The organism is Rhizobium sophoriradicis (genome assembly GCF_003939025.1).
Taxonomy (GTDB): domain Bacteria; phylum Pseudomonadota; class Alphaproteobacteria; order Rhizobiales; family Rhizobiaceae; genus Rhizobium; species Rhizobium sophoriradicis.
Genome location: NZ_RQIH01000017.1, coordinates 120,007 through 136,591 on the forward strand (window position 1 = coordinate 120,007; position 16,585 = coordinate 136,591).

Here is a 16,585-nt window from a genome sequence, read left to right on the forward strand (position 1 = left end):
CTGATGTTCGGGTTCGATCCGGTAGTCCTGGCAATCGTCGTCCTCGCCGCAGTCTCCGCGGCGGCGGTCGCCTATGCGCTCATGTTTACGCGGATCGAGGCCGACAAGAAATCGGCAAGCCGCATCAATCGTGTGAAGTCGGCAGAGGTCGACCGGGTCAAGGTCAAGGCTGCCCGCGACCGCGTGCAGGAACTGTCGAAGCGGCGCAAATCGGTGCAGGACAATCTGAAGGATCTGGAAAAACGCCAGCACGAAAAAACCCGCAAGACCCTGTCGATGAAATCCCGCCTGTTGCAGGCCGGCCTGCCGATCAGCGTGGGGAAATTTTATCTCATCAGTGCCATCTTCGCCTCGGTGCTGCTGATCGTGGCCTTCATCGTCGGCGCATCGTGGATGGTCATGATCGGCATTGCCGTCGTCGCCGGTCTAGGCCTGCCGCGCTGGGTTCTCGGCTTCTTGATCAAGCGCCGCCAGAACAAATTCCTCAACGAGCTCCCCAATGCGCTCGACGTCATCACCCGCTCGATCAAGTCAGGCCTGCCGCTCAACGATGCGATTCGCCTGATCGGAACCGAAGGCACCGAGCCGGTCAAGAGCGAGTTCCGGCGGATAATCGAGGCGCAGCAGGTGGGCCTCAGCATTCCCGACGCCTGCGCCCGCATGACGCTTCACATGCCGCTCCAGGAAGTCAACTTCTTCGCGATCGTCATCGCCATCCAGTCGCAGGCGGGCGGCAATCTGTCGGAAGCGATCGGCAATCTCTCCAAGGTGCTGCGCGAGCGCCGGAAGATGAAGGCCAAGGTCTCGGCGCTGTCAATGGAAGCCAAGGCGTCGGCAGTCATCATCGGCGCGCTGCCCTTCATCGTCGCGACCCTCGTCTACCTCACCTCGCCGAACTACATGATGATCCTTTTTACCGATCCGCGCGGCCATTTCATCATGGGTGTCTCGGCGATCTGGATGTCGATCGGCATCTTCGTCATGCGCAACATGGTCAATTTTGACATCTAGCGGAAGGAAGCACCATGTCGCAGGACCTCGCCGCAACGCTGACCAATCCGGGCATGCTGATCGCCGTCTTCGTCGCGATCGCCGTCTTCGCCACTTTCTACACGATCGCCATCCCCTTTTTCGAGCGCGGCGATCTGACCAAGCGCATGAAGGCCGTTTCGACAGAGCGCGAGCAGATCCGCGCCCGCGAACGCGCCCGCATGAATGCCGACCCGGCTGCCGGCAAGGCGTCGCTCAGGAGCCAGAACAACCGCTCGGTTCGCCAGATCGTCGAGCGGTTCAACCTGCGCAAGGCGCTGGTCGACGAAAATACGGTCAACAAGCTGCGTGCCGCCGGTTTCCGCTCGGAGAATGCGCTGAATACCTTCCTCGTCGCGCGCTTCCTGCTGCCCTTCCTCTTCCTGGCGCTTGCCGCCTTCTGGGTCTTCGGCCTCGGCAACCTCGCCGAAAGGGGCATGCCTATCCGCCTCTTCGCCGTCATCGGCATCGGCTATCTCGGTTTCTACGCGCCGAACATCTACATCTCCAATCGCATGGGCAAACGCCAGCACTCGATCAAGCGCGCCTGGCCGGATGCGCTGGACCTGATGCTGATCTGCGTCGAATCCGGTATCTCGATCGAGGCCGCGATGCGTCGTGTGTCGGAAGAACTCGGCGAGCAGTCGCCGGCGCTCGCCGAGGAGATGGTGCTGACCACGGCCGAGCTCTCCTTCCTGCCGGATCGCCGGGTGGCGCTCGAAAATCTTGCCACGCGCACGCAGATCGAACTGGTGCGCTCGGTCACTCAGGCGCTGATCCAGGCCGATCGCTACGGCACGCCGGTCGCCCAAGCGCTGCGCGTTCTCGCTCAGGAAGGGCGCGACGAGCGCATGAACGAAGCGGAAAAGAAGGCGGCCGCCCTGCCGCCGAAACTGACGGTGCCGATGATCCTGTTTTTCCTGCCGGTGCTGATTGCCGTTATCCTCGGCCCGGCCGGCATCCAGGTGGCGGACAAGTTCTGACGGTTGCGCAGACGATATGTCGTCCGTGCCCGTGACGGGCGCCGGCATAACTGCTACACGAGATGGACGATGATCGAGTGGCGCGGAGGCCGTGCCTCTCTGCGCGTTCCATCCCGAAGGCGAGGTTCACATGTCTTCTCAGGGCATTTTCATCAGCATCATGGCAGCCCTGATGGTCGGCGCGATGAGCCCCGGCCCGAGCTTCGTCGTCGTCTCCAGGATCGCCATTTCACAGTCACGGCTGGACGGTCTTGCGGCCGCGCTGGGCATGGGTGCAGGCGGTGTCGTTTTCGCCGTGCTGGCGCTTGCCGGACTGACGGCGCTGCTGTCTCAGTTCGAATGGCTGTATATCTTGCTGAAGGTCGCAGGCGGTGTCTATCTCGTCTATATCGCTGTCAATATCTGGAAAGGCGCCGGTCGGCCGCTCGAGGTTTCCGACGCCGTCCATGGACGCCGCGCGCCGATGCGCAGCTTCACGACCGCGCTGCTGACCCAGCTCAGCAACCCGAAGACCATCATCGTCTATGCCAGCCTGTTTGCCGCGCTATTGCCGAGGACGGTGCCGCTCGATCTCATCTTCGCGCTGCCGCTCGGTGTCTTTGCGGTGGAGGCGGGCTGGTATTCGATCGTAGCGATCGCTTTTTCGGCCCGCCATCCGCGGCGGCTCTATCTCCATGCCAAGGGCTGGATCGACCGAGCCGCCGGTGCCGTCATGGGCGGCCTCGGTCTCCGTCTCATCCTTTCGGGCCTCAGCGTCCGCTGAACACGGTTTAGTTGGTATTGCTGCCGTCCGCCGCGCCCGGCGTCTTGTCCTTGGCGGCGAGCTTCTGCCAGGAATTCTGCTGCGACAGCATGCTCCTGAGATAGGCGACATTGGCATCAGCCTGCTGCGGCGAGAGCTCTCGCCGCGCGATCTGCTCGGCTTCCGCAAAACGTCCCTGCAGGCCGACGACGAGCGCCAGGTTCTGCCTGACGCGGCTGTCGGCGTTTGGTTGGCCGGCGGCCGAGCGCAGATAGGTTTCGGCCGTGCGCAGATCGCCGGTCAGGACGTAGGACATTCCAAGATTGGAAAGAATGGACGGTTCGTTCGGCTGAATGTCGAGCGCGTCGCGGTAGCGCTGCCTGGCCTCGCTTGCCCGGCCCATCTGATCAAGGATCGCCCCTTGGGCCGAGATCAGCCTCCAGTCCGGACGATCCGGTGTCTGGGCCCGGCCGATAGTGTCGAGCGCCTGCTGGAACTGTCCGGCTGCCGCTTGCGCCTTGCCATAGGCGGCCAGCACGTTTCGGTCGCCGGGATTGGCGATCGCCACCTGCTGCATGACGGCGAGCGCCTGCGCGTCACGGCCGTTCATGCGCAGCAGATTGGCATAGCTGACGCCGGTGACGGGATCGCGCGGGTTCTTGTCATAGGCCTGGCCGAGCCGATCCGTTGCCGAGCGCAGCTCGGTCGCGTCCATCTCTTCGACCGGCTTGGTGAGTTTCGGCACAGAGCCTGTCGTCATCCGGTCCTTCGTCGTCGTCGAGCAGCCCGCCAGCGCAACGACGATCAGCGACGCCGCGACGCCCTGCAGGAAGCGGTTGGTGGATATGGTGGTGAGCGAGGCAGGCATGACGCGTTCCTGATTCCGAAATCGGCGCCTCACCTCGAACGCGGAACAGGGAAAGGTTTGACGCAATCTTCGCTCCAGCAATAGTCTGTTAACCCTAACAGACCGTTAAGGAACGATTCCTGACGACCGCCGAAGGACAATCATGGCCCCCTATCAGTTCATCGAAAGACCGACCCCCTTCAACACGAAGGGCGGTTCGACGCTGCCGATCTTTGCCGTCACGCCCGCCCATATCGAGACCGGCACGATCGATCCGATCGCCCTCGACTGGGCAAAAAAGGCAGGGTTCAAGGCCGAGAGCGGATCGCTGCTGCTGATCCCGACCGCCGAAGGCCATCTCGGCGGCGCGCTTTTCGGCCTCGGCACCAATCCGTCCGAACAGCCCTATATCGCCGGCAGACTCGCGCGTGCGCTGCCGGCCGGCGACTGGCACATCGAGACCGCGCCGCTGACGGCAAATCGCCTGGCCCTCGGCTTCGGCCTCGGCAGCTACCGTTTCGACCGCTACAAATCGGAAAAATCTTCCGTCGCGACAATGCTCATTCCGAGCGATGCCGACGGCGCCGACATCAAGCGCCAGCTCGCCGGTGTCTTTCTCGCCCGCGATCTCATCAATACGCCGACGAACGACATGGGTCCGGACCAACTCGAGGCGGCTTTCCGCGGCCTGGCTCAGCGTTACAAGGCTGATGTATCGGTTATAACAGGTGACGCGCTGCTTGAGCAAAACTTCCCGCTCGTCCATACCGTCGGCCGCGCCAGCGCCGATGCGCCGCGCCTTCTCGAGCTGCGCTGGGGCAAGAAGGGCCATCGCAAGGTGACGCTCGTCGGCAAGGGCGTCTGCTTCGATACCGGCGGTCTCGACATCAAGCCGGCCGCCTCGATGCTGCTGATGAAGAAGGACATGGGCGGCGCCGCCAACGTCATGGGGCTCGCCCTGATGATCATGGACGCCAAGCTGAAGGTCGATCTGCGTGTCATCGTCCCGGTCGTCGAAAACGCGATCTCCTCCAACGCCTTCCGCCCAGGCGACATTTATCGCAGCCGCAAGGGCCTCACCGTCCAGATCGACAATACCGACGCCGAAGGCCGCCTGATCCTGGCCGATGCGCTCGCCTATGCCGACGAGGAGGAGCCCGATCTCTTGATCGACATGGCGACGCTGACCGGTGCCGCGCGCGTTGCGCTGGGTCCAGATCTTCCGCCCTTCTTCACCGACGACGCCAATCTGGCGCATGACCTCACCGAAGCGAGCCTGGAAACGGACGATCCGATCTGGCGCCTGCCGCTCTATCCCGGCTACGAAAAGGATATCCGCGCCAAATTCGCCGATCTCACCAACGCGCCGGCCGGCGGCATGGCGGGATCGATCACCGCCGCGCTCTTCCTCAAGCGTTTCGTCAGCAAGACGAAGAGCTGGGCGCATTTCGACATTTACGGCTGGGCCCAGTCTGAGCGGCCGCATTCGCCGGGCGGCGGCGAAGCGCAGGCGATCCGCGCGCTCTTTCATCATATCCGCACGGGCCTTTTCTAGAGCATGATGCCGGAAGTCGCCCCGGCAGAGGAGATCATTAAAATTTTATTCACCCTGCCGGATGGCAATTGCCGGCCGCCCTTGCATGTCCATGGCAACTGCCGGAAAATGAAACGCTAGCGTAACGATTTTCCGGAGGGGCCGTGCCGATCGAACTGACCGCCTCGCAGGCGCTGGGGCTCTGGCATGGCGTGGCGCTCGATCAGGTGCGCCTTGACGATCGCGATTTGACGTTGCGCCAGATGGCGATCCTGCTGCATATTTATCTGGTGCCGCCGCCCCACACCGTGCGCGGGCTTGCCGCCACGCTCGGTGTCACCAAGCCGGTCATCACTCGCGCGCTGGACACGATGGGCGAGATGGGCCTGGTCGACCGCGTGCGCGACGATGCCGACCGGCGCAACGTGATCATCAAGCGCACCGTCGGCGGCGCGCTTTACCTGGAAAAGCTGGGCGATCTCGTCCGTGAGCAGGGCCGGCGTCTGCCGATCTGAACGGGCGATCTGAAAGGAATGGGAATGACGATGTTCGACCGCCGCCTGCATGCCTATAGGCCCGATCTCGCGGAAGCAGAACTCGAAGGCAAGGTGGAGGCGTCGCGCTTCGTGGAAGGCGCCCCGGCACGCGTCGCCGTTCCCGTCATTGCCTTGCGCCCGGAGCCGGCGCTTGCGCGCGGCATCGATACGGAGCTGCTCCTTGGCGAGCAGGTGACGGTTTTCGATCGCGCCGACGGCTGGTGCTGGGTGAAGGCCGCGTCGGACGGTTATGTCGGTTATGTCACCGCAGACGCGCTCTCGCAAATTGACCCGGTACCGACCCATATCGTCACCGTGGCGCGCACCTTCCTCTACCCGGAGCCCGAACTGCGCAAGCCGCACCTGACGACGCTTTCGATGGGAAGCCGCATTCACGTCGCCGGCGAGGCGGAAGTGCGGGGCAATCATTATGTCGTGCTCGAGGATGGAACCGCGATCTTCGCCAGGCACGTCCAGCCGATCGGCGCTTGCGACGGTGCCGATTATGTCGAGATCGCCGCCCGGTTCCTGGAGACGCCCTATCTCTGGGGCGGGCGCTCCGGTCTCGGCATCGATTGCTCCGGCCTGGTCCAGCTTGCGATGCTGATGACCGGCCGACAGGCGCCGCGTGATACCGACATGCAGGCAGCCGGCCTCGGCGAAGCGATCGATCGTACTGAAATCCGTCGCGGTGACCTGGTGTTCTGGAAGGGCCATGTGGCGATTTTCGAGGATCCGCAGAGCATCCTTCATGCCAATGGTCACAGCATGACGGTGGCGCGCGAGAATTTCGATGCCGCCGTCGAGCGCATCGGCTCGCTCTACCAACAGCCGACCGGTTATCGCCGCCCATTCAAGTGACTGGTGGCTGCGGCCAGGCGCTCACGCCGCCCGTCCAGTCTTCGAAGGCTCTCGACAGCCTGAGGACCCGCATGTCGTCGAAGCGTGGTCCGACGATCTGCAGCCCGATCGGCATGCCCGACCGGGAGAAGCCGCAATTGATCGAGGCGGCCGGCTGTTCCGACATGTTCCATGGCACGGTGAAGGCGATATGTTCGAACGGCCTTGCCGGATCGTTGGTCGGCGATGCCCATTCGGCCGGATAGGAAATGATCGGGTTTGTCGGCGAGAGCAGCGCGTCGATCATTGTGAACAGCTGTCCGCAGCTCCTGCGCATTTCGATCGTCTGGTTAAAGCCTCTGACCGCATCGACGCCGCTGACATCGGCGCCGGCCTTCGCCCAATCGCCTATATAGGGCAGGATACTGTCGCGCCGCTTTTCCTCCAGGCCTGCTATATCGCTCCAGAGGCGGGCGCGCCAAAAGCTGTCGAGCCCATCAAGCATGGCGCGCGTCAGCACCGGTTGGGCGGATATGATGGTGGCGCCGGCCTTCTCGAAACCTTTTGCCGCCGCTTCGACCGCGCCCCCGATTTCGTCATCCACCGCAAGCCCGCAACCGGCATCGAGCATCAGGCCGATCTTCATCCCTGACATGTCGATTTCGAGATCCATCCAGTTGAAATCGTTCGGCGGCAGGCTGGTGCCGTCGCGCCAGTCCGGCCGTGACAGCGTCGCCATGGAATAGGCCGCATCTTCGACCCTGCGCGTCATCGGGCCGAGGCAGCGCCCGACATAATAGGGATCGGCCGGGATGCGCCCGTGGCTCGGCTTGAAGCCGAAGATCCCGGTCCAGCCGGCGGGCAGGCGCACCGAGCCGCCGATATCTGTGCCGATATGCAGCGGCCCGTAGCCGGCCGCCGCCGCGCCGGCAGCCCCGGCGCTCGATCCGCCGGGGTTCTGTGTGATGTTCCAGGGATTGCGGCTAAGGGGATGAAAGCTCGAAAGGCCGGAGGATAGCATGCCGTAATCGGGGCAGGTGGTTTTGGCGAAGATCACAGCGCCATCCTCGCGAAGCCGGGCGGCGGCCGGCGCATCGGCTTCCGCCGGTTTCAGCTCCACCGCCTTGGTGCCGAACGGCACCGGCTGGCCCTTCGTAGCGATCAGTTCCTTCAGCGTGACCGGAATGCCGTCGAGCGGACCGAGCGGCAGTCCCTTCGCCCACCGCGCCGTCGATGCTTTCGCCTGCACACGCGCTGCTTCCGGATCGTAGAGGTAGAGTGCTGAAATCGACGGTTCCCAGGCGGCGATATGGTCTTCGAGGGCGAGCCAGTACTCGAGTGGCGAAAGGCTTTTATCGGCGAAGCGCCGTCGGAGCGCGCGGATGGTCAGATTGGTATCGCTCGCCGCAGTCTTGGGCCTTTCTTTTCTCGAGGACATCAGCGGCTTGCCTCGCGTGGATCGAGAAGATCGCGCAAGCCGTCGCCGAGCATGTTGAAGCCGATGACAGCAAGCGCGATGGCAAGGCCCGGCAGGATCGCCAGCCAAGGGGCCAACGCCAAGTAGGTTTGCGCATCGGCGAGCATCCGGCCCCATGTCGGCGCCGGCGGCGCCAGGCCGAGGCCGAGGAAGCTGAGACCGGCTTCGGTCAGGATCGCCAGCCCGAGCTGGATCGCCCCATGCACGATGATCTGGCTGATAATATTCGGCAGCACATGGCGCAGCGAAATAGTCAGGCGCGTGTTGCCGATCGCGCATGCTGCCGTCACATAATCCCGGCTCCAGGCCTGCAGCGAGGTTGCAAGCGTCACCCTGGCAAAGACCGGGATCATGAACACGGCGATCGCCGCGATCGCGGTGGACCGTCCCGGCCCGAGAAAGGCGCCGAGCACCATCGCCGACAGGATCGGCGGCAAGGCAAAGATGACGTCGCAGATGCGCATCAGCAGCGCTTCTAACGGGCCGCGGATCGCCGCCGCCGAAATGCCTGCGACCGAACCGAGCGTCCCGCCGATCGCCACCGCGGTGATGGCGATCGACACCGAATTCCAGCATCCCGCCATCAGCATAGACAGCACGTCACGGCCGAACTGGTCGGTGCCGAGCAAGCCGAAGGCAAGCGGCGGCTGCAGTTTGTGGACGATCTGCATCTTTTCAGGCGGCAGCGGCGTCCAGACGAGCGACAACAGCGCAACCGCGATCAGCACGCCAACGATGACAGCACCGGAGATGAGGTTTGTTCGCCGGCTAAGTCTGGAGCCCGGACGGCGGCTGGCGATGGCCGTGGAGGTAATCGGCACCATGGTCAAGCCGCCCTTCTCATCCTGGGATCGATCGCGAGGTAAGAGAGATCGACGATGAAATTCACCACGATGACGAGGGCAGCGAAGAACAGCACCACGTCCTGCATCACGATGATGTCGCGCTGGGAAAGGGCCTGCAGGGCAAGCCGACCGAGGCCGGGCAGGTTGAAGACGTTTTCCACCAGCACTGCGCCGGCGACGAGAAAGGTGAACTGCAGGCCGATCATGGTCAGGATCGGGATCAGCGCGTTCGGCACGACGTGGCGCCACAACACAGCGCTGCGCGAAAGTCCTTTGGCGACGGCGGTGCGAGCAAAGTCCTCATGCATCGTCTCGAGCACGGCCGAACGCGCCACCCGCGTCAACACGCCAGCCTGCGGCATCGCCAGTGCGACTGCCGGTAGAACAAGCGCCTGCAACGCCGGCAGCAAACCGGCGCCCCAGCCCGGGAAACCGCCAGCCGGCATCAGTCTGAGCATCGTCGAAAACAGAATGATCAACAGCAAGGCCACCCAGAAAGCCGGCATTGCGATGCTGATCTGTGAAAACAGCGCTGCGGCGATATCAAAGGCACGGCCGCGGCGCGAGGCGGCCAGTACCCCGACCGGCAGGGCGATCGCCACCGAAAATGCGATCGCCATCAGCGCCAGCGGCAGCGTCACCGCCAGCCGCTCGACGATCAATCCCGCGACCGGGACACCATAGGTGTAGGATTGGCCGAGATCGCCTGACAATACGCCGGTCAGCCATTGCCCGTAACGCAGGATGAGCGGCTGGTCGAGCCCGAGATCATGGCGCAGCGCCGCTAAGGTCTCCGGGCTTGCCGACGTGCCGAGCAGGATCGAGGCGGGATCGCCGGGCAGCAGATCCATGACGGTGAAGATCAGCAACGAGACGATGACGAGGGTGATGACAAGGCCGGCGAAGCGGCGGGCAAGGAGGGCGATCATGTGGGCCACGCTGCCGAGATGGCACGGCGGCTCTCCCATGGGCTGGCGTTGGATTTGGCGAGAAGTTCAACCCCACTCTCTGTCATCCTCGGCCTTGAGCCGAGGATCCATGTCGCGGCTGTTGGTGGGTGCCGTGTGGATGCTCGGCTCAAGGCCGAGCATGACGGAGGGCGGGGCGGGTGGAAGGAGCCATCTAAGGCGCTGGCGCCAGGAGTGCCGTCCAGCGAAATCAAACCATGTCGGCCCCATCTGAATGGAGTTGGCGAGCCAGGGGAAGGGCTGCACGCTGTATCGGCCAAATACATGTCGGATCTGTCCAAGGCCATCCCCTTTATTGCGTCACCACCCGGCCCGCCGCCTCACTCCTCCCAGGAAGCTCCGGACAGCACGTTGGAAGGGATCGGCTCGTTCTCCCACAGCCCCTTCAGCTTCCTGTCCCAGACGCCGAGTTTCGGCATGACGAAGAGGTAGAGCGCCGGCACGTCCTCGGCGAGGATCTTCTGCGCTTGCGCATAGATCGCATTCTGCGCGGCGGGATCGGCCGTCTCCTGGACCTTCTTCATCAACGCGTTGAAATCAGGGTTCTTGTAGTTGAAATAATAGGGATCGCGGGCATAGATGTCGATGTCGAGCGGCTCGGCATGGGCGACGATCGTCATGTCGAAGTTGCGGTCCTTCATGATGTCCTGGATCCATTTCGCCGGAAACTCGGTCGGCTCGATATTCATCGTCACGCCGATCTCGGCAAACATCGCCTGCATCACCTGAGCGCTGCGCGGCGCATAAGCCATCTGCGGCGATTTGATCGTGAAGGTCAAGCCGTTGGGGTAGCCTGCTTCGGCCAGCAGCGCCTTGGCCTTCTCGACGTCATAGGGCAGCACGCCGGTCATATCCTGATAACCCGGATCGTTCGGCGTGTAATGGCTGCCGATCGGCGTTCCGAGGCCCGACCATGCGCCGTCGATCACCGTCTTGCGGTCGATTGCCATCATCAGCGCCTGGCGCACGCGCTTGTCGTCGAAAGGCTTCTTGGCATTGTTCATGCCGGCGACGACCTTGAGCTCGGTATTGCCGATCCTGGTGACGAGCCTGGCATCCCCGTCGAATGAGCTCATCAGCTCGGGTGCGGCAAATTCCGGAAAGGCGTCGAGATCGCCGGATTTCAGCGCGGCTGCCTGCGCCTGCGGGTCGGCAATGAAGCGGAAGGTCACCTTGTCGAGCTTGGCGGCCGCATCCTTGTTCCAGTAGTCGGCATTCCTGATAAGTTCGACCCTGTCGCCCTTTGCCCAGCTGACGAATTTGAAGGGGCCGGTGCCGATCGGCGTCACCTTGTCATCGGCCGCCGTCTTCGGCGCGACCATCACCGAAGCCGGCCAGCCGAGCCAGTAGAGCAGACTGCCGGTCGGCGCTGAGAGATGCAGCACCAGCGTTTTTGCATCGGGCGTTTCGATCGAGGCGATCGAGGCGAAGAAGCGCTTCTGCGGATTGACCGAATCGGCGCCGCGGGCGCGGTCGAGCGAAAACTTGGCGCTGGCGGAATCGAAAGTCTCGCCATCATGGAATTTGACGCCGGTCTGCAGCTTGAATGTATAGGTCAGGCCATCGGGCGAGACCTCCCAGCTCTTTGCCAGCTGCGGCTGGACCTTGCCGCTCTGGTCGATCCTCACCAGTCCCTCGAACACGTTCTGCCAGGTGACCTGGCCGATGGCGACGGGGGCTGCGATCGTCGGGTCGAGCCCGGTCGGCTCGACGCTCATGCCAAGGTTGAGGGTGGTTTTCGCCGCTTCCGCCGGCGTCATCGCCGTCATCATCAGACCGGCCGAAAGCGCAGAGCCAAGGGAAAGCCGCCGGACGAAACGTCCCGAAGGCGCAAACGAAAGCTTATTCATCATGCCCATTCTACCAGGTTGCGACCATAAGGCGTGTCGCGATCTTTCAGATCTGCCTGCCGCTTCCGGTCTTTGTTGTCCGCATGTCTTTGACGCAAACGCTGCACAGTTTTGCGAGACATGTCTATTCAATCAATGACCGTCTGGATAGCGGTCGCGCCACGCCTTCTGCGCGCCTTCGGCCGGAAGGGCGCTCGCCTCGTAGACGCCGCGGGCGATCGCCCGCGCCATCACGATGGTGGCGAGGTGGCAAAGCTCCATCAGGCTTGCCATGTCGTCTCGTCGATGCCTGCCTGTTGAAGCGGCAAAGACGGTGTCGCCGTCGAGCGGCAGGTGCGCCGGCAAAAGCGCCCGGGCAAAGCCGTCATGGCCGGCCAGCGAAAGCCGGTGCGCCTCCGCCTTCGTCAGCTGCGCGTCGGTCACCACCGCGCCGATCGTCGTTGCCGGCGTGTTCGTCCCCTTGAGCCGCATCCGGTGGTCGGTCACGGCAGGCATGCCGAGCCCGCCGAATTCGCCGTCCTTCTCGAAGGGCGCCGCCCAGAAATGCGGCCCGTCGCCGATCGTTGCCGAGCCGAGTGCGTTGACAGCGACAACAGCCGCGACGCAGTGCCCGGCGCTGCTGACGGCACTGGCCGAGCCGAGCCCGCCCTTGAAGGTGGCCGTCGTCGCCCCCGTCCCGGCGCCTGTCGTGCCGAGCGCGAAGGCGCCCTTGGCTGCTGCCTTCAAGGCCGCATAACCCATGTCGCGATAGGGCGAGTGCAGGCCCCAGTCCTTGTCGCCGCCGTTCAGCAGGTCCATCAGGATCGCCTGCGGCACGATCGGGATGCGCATCGAACCGACCGCAAAACCGCGGCCGATCTCGCGCAATCCCGCCTGCACGCCGCCGGCGGCGTCGAGCCCGAAAGCCGAGCCGCCGGAGAGCACGAAGGCGTCGACGGCGTTGACGGTCATCGACGGGTCGAGCAGGCCGGTATCGCGCCCGCCCGGCGCGCCGCCGAGCACCGTGCCCGATGCGACGGCCGGCTCGTCGAAGACGATGACCGTAACGCCGGAACCGAGGGTGAGATCGGTGGCATGGCCGACGGCGACGCCGTCAATATCGGTGATCAGATTGAGAAGGTCAGGCAAGGGCGGATCCTTGTGCACGAAGGGCCGCCGATAGGACTGCAATTGTCCTCAAAAAACAAGACCGGCCCCTAAGGACCGGTCACAACAGAAAGCCGCCAAACGCGGCAGCGGCTGCATGCCCTCAGGCATGAAGGGGCTTCGGATGACGGCGGGTCATCAGGTCGTGAATGGCCAGCCGCACCTCATCCGGCGAAGCGAAACGCTGCTCGTCGAGGTCGTGGACGTGGTATTTCACGGCGATGAACTTCAGCCGGTCTTCGTCTGGAATGACGATCCCGACGGGAACGCCTGCATATTCGATAACTTGCTTCTTCATAGATAGAACTCCTGCCGCGCGACAGGCGCAGCCATGGCGAATTGACTTGTCTGGTACCGTTGAAAAGGAGGACGAACGTCACATTCGACAGTTCGGGCGGGAGAGGGCGCCCGGACGGTCATTGCCAAGCACAGATCGCCAAAGGAAAGTGGCGAGAATATCGATGTCTATCATGTCTCGTTCCTTGCGTTGGCGTTGCGCTTGAGTGGTCTCGGAAGAGCCCGGGACCGGTGATGGCTGACTTGGTAATCTACTAACTTGGTAGACATTACCCGATAGCCTGTCAGAAACATATTCCGAAACGTGTCAAAAAATCGACGATCCGGAAAATTCTATTCCATCCCAGCTAAACTTACGGAAAGACACATATCAGCTTTTCGTAAAATTCGCATGACAGAATCGAAACTCTTTCGATCGCCGCAGCAGACATAGGAAGCCCGGCTGAATCAGGCAATGGGCCGTTTCATTAAAAATCGAAATGCCTCGAAATGACCGATTTGGTTAATGTCGGAAAGGCCGCGCTCACCAGCCTTCGTCGAGCACCTTTTCCAGCATGTCCGCGAAGAAATCCGCGCTTTCGATGCTGAGGCAGAGCGGCGGTTTGATCTTCAGCACGTTTTGGTGATCGCCGGTCGGCTGCATGATGACGCCGAGTGTTAGAAGCCGGTCGCAGATGGCCGCCGTCTCTGCCGTCGCCGGCTCCAGCGTCGTTCTGTCGCGGACGAATTCCAGGCCGAGATAGAGGCCCATGCCATGCACGGCGCCGGCGATCGGGTAACGGTCGATCAGCGCCGCAAGCCGCCCCTTCAGGTGATCGCCGACCGTGCGGGCATTTTCCTGCAGCTTTTCCTCGGCCATGATATCGAGCACCGCCGTGCCGGCGATGCAGCTGACCGGGCTGCCACCGGTCGAGGAAAAGAAGGGGCCTTCCTTCTCCAGTGACTGCGCGATCGCGCGTGTGGTGATGACGGCGCCAAGCGGATGGCCGTTGCCCATGCCCTTGGCGACGGTGATGATATCGGGCACCACTCCTTGTTGTTCGAAACCCCAGAAATAATGACCGAGCCTGCCATAACCGACCTGCACCTCGTCGGCGATGCAGAGGCCGCCGCGGGCGCGCACCTGGGCGTAGATCTCCCGGAGATAACCGTCCGGCAAGGGAATGCCGCCGGCATTGCCGTAGACTGATTCGCAGATGAAGCCGGCCAGGCCTTGGCCGCCGGCGTCGATCGTCTCCAGCATCGGCATGACGGCGCTGAGATAGCTCGCGGCCGTGTCGGGCCCGCGAAACGCGCCGCGATAGGTATTCGGCGAGACGACCGCATGCACCCAATCCGGCCTGGTGCTCAGCGCCTCAGGATTGTCGGCGATCGAGGTGGAGACGGCGTCACTCGCCGCCGACCAGCCGTGATAGGCTTCGAGCAGGCACAGCATATCACGCGCGCCGCTATGGGCTTGCGCCAGCCGGATCGCCAGATCGTTCGCCTCGGAGCCGCTATTGACCAGAAAGACCGTATCGAGCCCCTCAGGCGCAAGCGCGGCGAGCCGTTCGGAAAATTCCGCGATCGCGGCATAGTGGAAGCGAGAATTCGTATTGAGCCGCAGCCATTGTGCGCCGATTGCCGCCGCGAACCTGGGGTGGCCATGGCCGAGGATGGTGACGTTGTTGACCATATCGAGATAGGCGCGGCCCTCGACATCGAACAGATGTTCTTTCCAGCCGCGCTCGATCTGCGGCGGCGCGGCATAATAGTGCTTCTGCGCGTTTGCGACATGCGCCTGCCGCGTGACGAGCAGACCAGCGGTTTCCGGTTGCGGAGCATCCGCTTGCCGGTCGAGAAGGGGCGAGGGTGAAGGGCAGAGCACCGACCAGGCCGCTGCCTCGCGCGGCGTGGCAAAGAGCGGCGGTTCGAGGCCCGCGACGCTGCAGAGCTGGAGACGCAGCCCGCCGAGCGACGACGCCTCTCCGGCGACCGTGCCCAGCAACTCGCCGCTGGCAACCTCGGCTTCATTCTCGACCGAGAGGTCGAGCCCGTCGAGGTGCAGGGTCACCGTCTGGGAGGTCAGGATCAGATGCTGGTCCTTCCAGCCGATGCGGCCGGCAAAGGGTGCTGCGACCGCGCTTCCCGCCGCAAGGCATATATCGACATGCAGAGCGCAGGTCGCCTGTTCCTTGGTGTTTGCGAGGGCCGCGCGGGAGAGCCGATATTCACCGTAGCGCGTTGCCGCCGTGCCGTTTTCGGTCGCAGCCCGGGCAAGCAGCCGCCAGTCCATATCGGCATTCAGCCAGTTGCCGGCGGAAAAATGCGGGCTCTGCACCCCGAGATCGATATAGGCGATCGCGGCAGGATCGATGTCGGGCAGCAGCGGCAGCCATTCCGATGCGTCCGGGGCGGCGACGCCCACGCCGGCCGCCTTGAGGATGGCGGCCTCCATCAGTTCGAACGGAACCGACATCGCCGTATCGAAGATCGCCCGCTCGCGGTCGAGATTGCCGCGGACATAGTCGTTGTCGGGATCGACTGAAATCTGCTGCTCGCTGCTGGCGACGAGGATGACCGCGCGCGCGACGATCAGCGGCCACAGCGCCTTCAATTCGTCGTCGCTCAGCGGATAGATCGCCTGATAGGCGGTGACGGCGGGTAGGATATGAAAGGGGTCGCCATTCGCCTGATGCAGCAGCGAGGCGCAGGTGACGGCGAGGTCGCCGACCAGCCAGCCGCGGATGATGTCGCCGAAATCGATCACCCCGTCGGGGATGGTGTGGCCACGGGCATCGCGATGGCCGACAACATTGTCGCCTGTGACGTCGTGATGGACGGCCTGCAGCCGGAGCGACGGCGCCAGCGGCTGGATGCGACGTACGGCCATGACCATGGTCTTGGCGATCCGATCGCGCGCGGCGCTATCGGTGATGGCGGAAAGCAACTGCACGGCAACCGGCCCGGCCCGCCTCAGGTCCCATTGCAGGCTGCGGTCGAGGCCCGGATGGTCGAAATCGGCAAGCGCCAGCGCCAGTCTCGCGCAGAGAGCGCCAAGCGCCGCGACGGAAGCCGGCGCCAGATATGTCAGTTCCGTCAGCCCTCGACCTTCCAGATATTCCAGCAGCCTGACCTGATAGCCCTGCCCGCGCACGGTAAGGACAAGGATCTCCCGCCCGTCATTCGTGGCGATCACAGTGGGAACGCGTGGCGCGTCCGCCTTGCTTTTCAGGTGATGGATCGCCGCGTTCTGCGCTTCGAGTTCGCGGGTCTCGTAAGCCGCATGGCAAATCTTCAGCACATAACGGCCGCGATCGCTGTCGACGCGATAGTTGCGATCCTGCTGGCTGCCGAGTTCGGCAAGCGTGCCGGACAGGCCGTAATGGGCAAGCAGGATCTCTTCCGCGTCTGCGATGGTGACGTCGGGACGCGGCAGCGCCATGCGATCAACAAGCGCCTCGTCGTTCATGACACCCCCTCCCGCAGCATGATTCGATTACCCGTTGAGC

At 63.5% G+C, this 16,585-nt stretch carries 14 protein-coding genes; 6 read left to right on the top strand and 8 right to left on the bottom strand.

Annotation, left to right across the window (positions count from 1 at the left end):
• Positions 1 to 3 precede the first annotated feature (3 nt).
• The 3 genes from EFR00_RS26180 to EFR00_RS26190 all read left to right on the top strand — a co-directional run bounded on the left by EFR00_RS26180 (position 4) and on the right by EFR00_RS26190 (position 2,775).
• The gene (locus EFR00_RS26180) at positions 4 to 1,011 is read left to right on the top strand and encodes a type II secretion system F family protein (RefSeq protein WP_009991761.1); all 1,008 of its coding nucleotides are present in this window, start codon (positions 4 to 6) and stop codon (positions 1,009 to 1,011) included.
• Between the two features lie 14 nt (positions 1,012 to 1,025).
• Positions 1,026 to 2,012: a type II secretion system F family protein gene (locus tag EFR00_RS26185; RefSeq protein ID WP_077995033.1), complete on the top strand. Its 987-nt coding sequence runs from the start codon at positions 1,026 to 1,028 to the stop codon at positions 2,010 to 2,012.
• Positions 2,013 to 2,142: 130 nt separating this feature from the next.
• Positions 2,143 to 2,775, top strand: a complete 633-nt coding sequence (locus EFR00_RS26190; RefSeq protein ID WP_077995032.1) for a LysE family translocator — start codon at positions 2,143 to 2,145, stop codon at positions 2,773 to 2,775.
• A gap of 7 nt (positions 2,776 to 2,782) precedes the next feature.
• Here the strand turns inward: EFR00_RS26190 and EFR00_RS26195 are convergent, their stop codons facing one another.
• Positions 2,783 to 3,622, bottom strand: coding sequence for a tetratricopeptide repeat protein (locus EFR00_RS26195; RefSeq protein WP_077995031.1), 840 nt, complete (start codon positions 3,620 to 3,622; stop codon positions 2,783 to 2,785).
• A 142-nt stretch (positions 3,623 to 3,764) separates the two neighbouring features.
• On the opposite strand from EFR00_RS26195, the gene EFR00_RS26200 reads away from it, so the two are divergent.
• The 3 genes from EFR00_RS26200 to EFR00_RS26210 all read left to right on the top strand — a co-directional run bounded on the left by EFR00_RS26200 (position 3,765) and on the right by EFR00_RS26210 (position 6,532).
• On the top strand, positions 3,765 to 5,156 hold the full coding sequence (locus tag EFR00_RS26200; protein ID WP_077995030.1) for a leucyl aminopeptidase family protein: 1,392 nt from the start codon (positions 3,765 to 3,767) through the stop codon (positions 5,154 to 5,156).
• A 143-nt stretch (positions 5,157 to 5,299) separates the two neighbouring features.
• Complete coding sequence (locus EFR00_RS26205) at positions 5,300 to 5,650, top strand: MarR family winged helix-turn-helix transcriptional regulator (RefSeq protein ID WP_010032039.1); 351 nt, start codon at positions 5,300 to 5,302, stop codon at positions 5,648 to 5,650.
• Between the two features lie 24 nt (positions 5,651 to 5,674).
• Positions 5,675 to 6,532, top strand: coding sequence for a C40 family peptidase (locus tag EFR00_RS26210; RefSeq protein ID WP_077995029.1), 858 nt, complete (start codon positions 5,675 to 5,677; stop codon positions 6,530 to 6,532).
• Here EFR00_RS26210 and EFR00_RS26215 read toward each other — a convergent pair.
• The 7 genes from EFR00_RS26215 to EFR00_RS26245 form a co-directional block, all read right to left on the bottom strand.
• Positions 6,525 to 7,949 carry an amidase gene (locus tag EFR00_RS26215; protein ID WP_077995028.1) on the bottom strand — a complete coding sequence of 475 codons (1,425 nt, stop codon included), beginning with the start codon at positions 7,947 to 7,949 and terminating at the stop codon, positions 6,525 to 6,527. The genes EFR00_RS26210 and EFR00_RS26215 overlap by 8 nt on opposite strands.
• Entirely contained in the window at positions 7,949 to 8,812 is an 864-nt protein-coding gene (locus EFR00_RS26220) for an ABC transporter permease (RefSeq protein WP_077995027.1), read from the bottom strand. Before EFR00_RS26220 ends, EFR00_RS26215 begins: the two co-directional genes overlap by 1 nt.
• A 2-nt stretch (positions 8,813 to 8,814) precedes the next feature.
• The gene (locus EFR00_RS26225; protein WP_039617321.1) at positions 8,815 to 9,762 is read right to left on the bottom strand and encodes an ABC transporter permease; all 948 of its coding nucleotides are present in this window, start codon (positions 9,760 to 9,762) and stop codon (positions 8,815 to 8,817) included.
• Positions 9,763 to 10,121: 359 nt separating this feature from the next.
• Positions 10,122 to 11,651, bottom strand: coding sequence for an ABC transporter substrate-binding protein (locus EFR00_RS26230; protein WP_208655978.1), 1,530 nt, complete (start codon positions 11,649 to 11,651; stop codon positions 10,122 to 10,124).
• A gap of 132 nt (positions 11,652 to 11,783) precedes the next feature.
• The gene (locus EFR00_RS26235) at positions 11,784 to 12,779 is read right to left on the bottom strand and encodes a P1 family peptidase (RefSeq protein WP_077995097.1); all 996 of its coding nucleotides are present in this window, start codon (positions 12,777 to 12,779) and stop codon (positions 11,784 to 11,786) included.
• A gap of 121 nt (positions 12,780 to 12,900) precedes the next feature.
• Positions 12,901 to 13,095, bottom strand: a complete 195-nt coding sequence (locus EFR00_RS26240) for a hypothetical protein (RefSeq protein WP_009995469.1) — start codon at positions 13,093 to 13,095, stop codon at positions 12,901 to 12,903.
• Positions 13,096 to 13,617: 522 nt separating this feature from the next.
• On the bottom strand, positions 13,618 to 16,545 hold the full coding sequence (locus EFR00_RS26245; RefSeq protein WP_077995026.1) for an aminotransferase: 2,928 nt from the start codon (positions 16,543 to 16,545) through the stop codon (positions 13,618 to 13,620).
• Between the last annotated feature and the right edge of the window lie 40 nt (positions 16,546 to 16,585).

Coding starts and splice junctions, on each gene's coding strand:
- EFR00_RS26180 (WP_009991761.1), top strand. CDS start 4: ATGTTCGGGTTCGATCCGGTAGTCCTGGCAATCGTCGTCCTCGCCGCA.
- EFR00_RS26185 (WP_077995033.1), top strand. CDS start 1,026: ATGTCGCAGGACCTCGCCGCAACGCTGACCAATCCGGGCATGCTGATC.
- EFR00_RS26190 (WP_077995032.1), top strand. CDS start 2,143: ATGTCTTCTCAGGGCATTTTCATCAGCATCATGGCAGCCCTGATGGTC.
- EFR00_RS26195 (WP_077995031.1), bottom strand. CDS start 3,622: ATGCCTGCCTCGCTCACCACCATATCCACCAACCGCTTCCTGCAGGGC.
- EFR00_RS26200 (WP_077995030.1), top strand. CDS start 3,765: ATGGCCCCCTATCAGTTCATCGAAAGACCGACCCCCTTCAACACGAAG.
- EFR00_RS26210 (WP_077995029.1), top strand. CDS start 5,675: ATGACGATGTTCGACCGCCGCCTGCATGCCTATAGGCCCGATCTCGCG.
- EFR00_RS26215 (WP_077995028.1), bottom strand. CDS start 7,949: ATGTCCTCGAGAAAAGAAAGGCCCAAGACTGCGGCGAGCGATACCAAT.
- EFR00_RS26220 (WP_077995027.1), bottom strand. CDS start 8,812: ATGGTGCCGATTACCTCCACGGCCATCGCCAGCCGCCGTCCGGGCTCC.
- EFR00_RS26225 (WP_039617321.1), bottom strand. CDS start 9,762: ATGATCGCCCTCCTTGCCCGCCGCTTCGCCGGCCTTGTCATCACCCTC.
- EFR00_RS26230 (WP_208655978.1), bottom strand. CDS start 11,651: ATGAATAAGCTTTCGTTTGCGCCTTCGGGACGTTTCGTCCGGCGGCTT.
- EFR00_RS26240 (WP_009995469.1), bottom strand. CDS start 13,095: ATGAAGAAGCAAGTTATCGAATATGCAGGCGTTCCCGTCGGGATCGTC.
- EFR00_RS26245 (WP_077995026.1), bottom strand. CDS start 16,545: ATGAACGACGAGGCGCTTGTTGATCGCATGGCGCTGCCGCGTCCCGAC.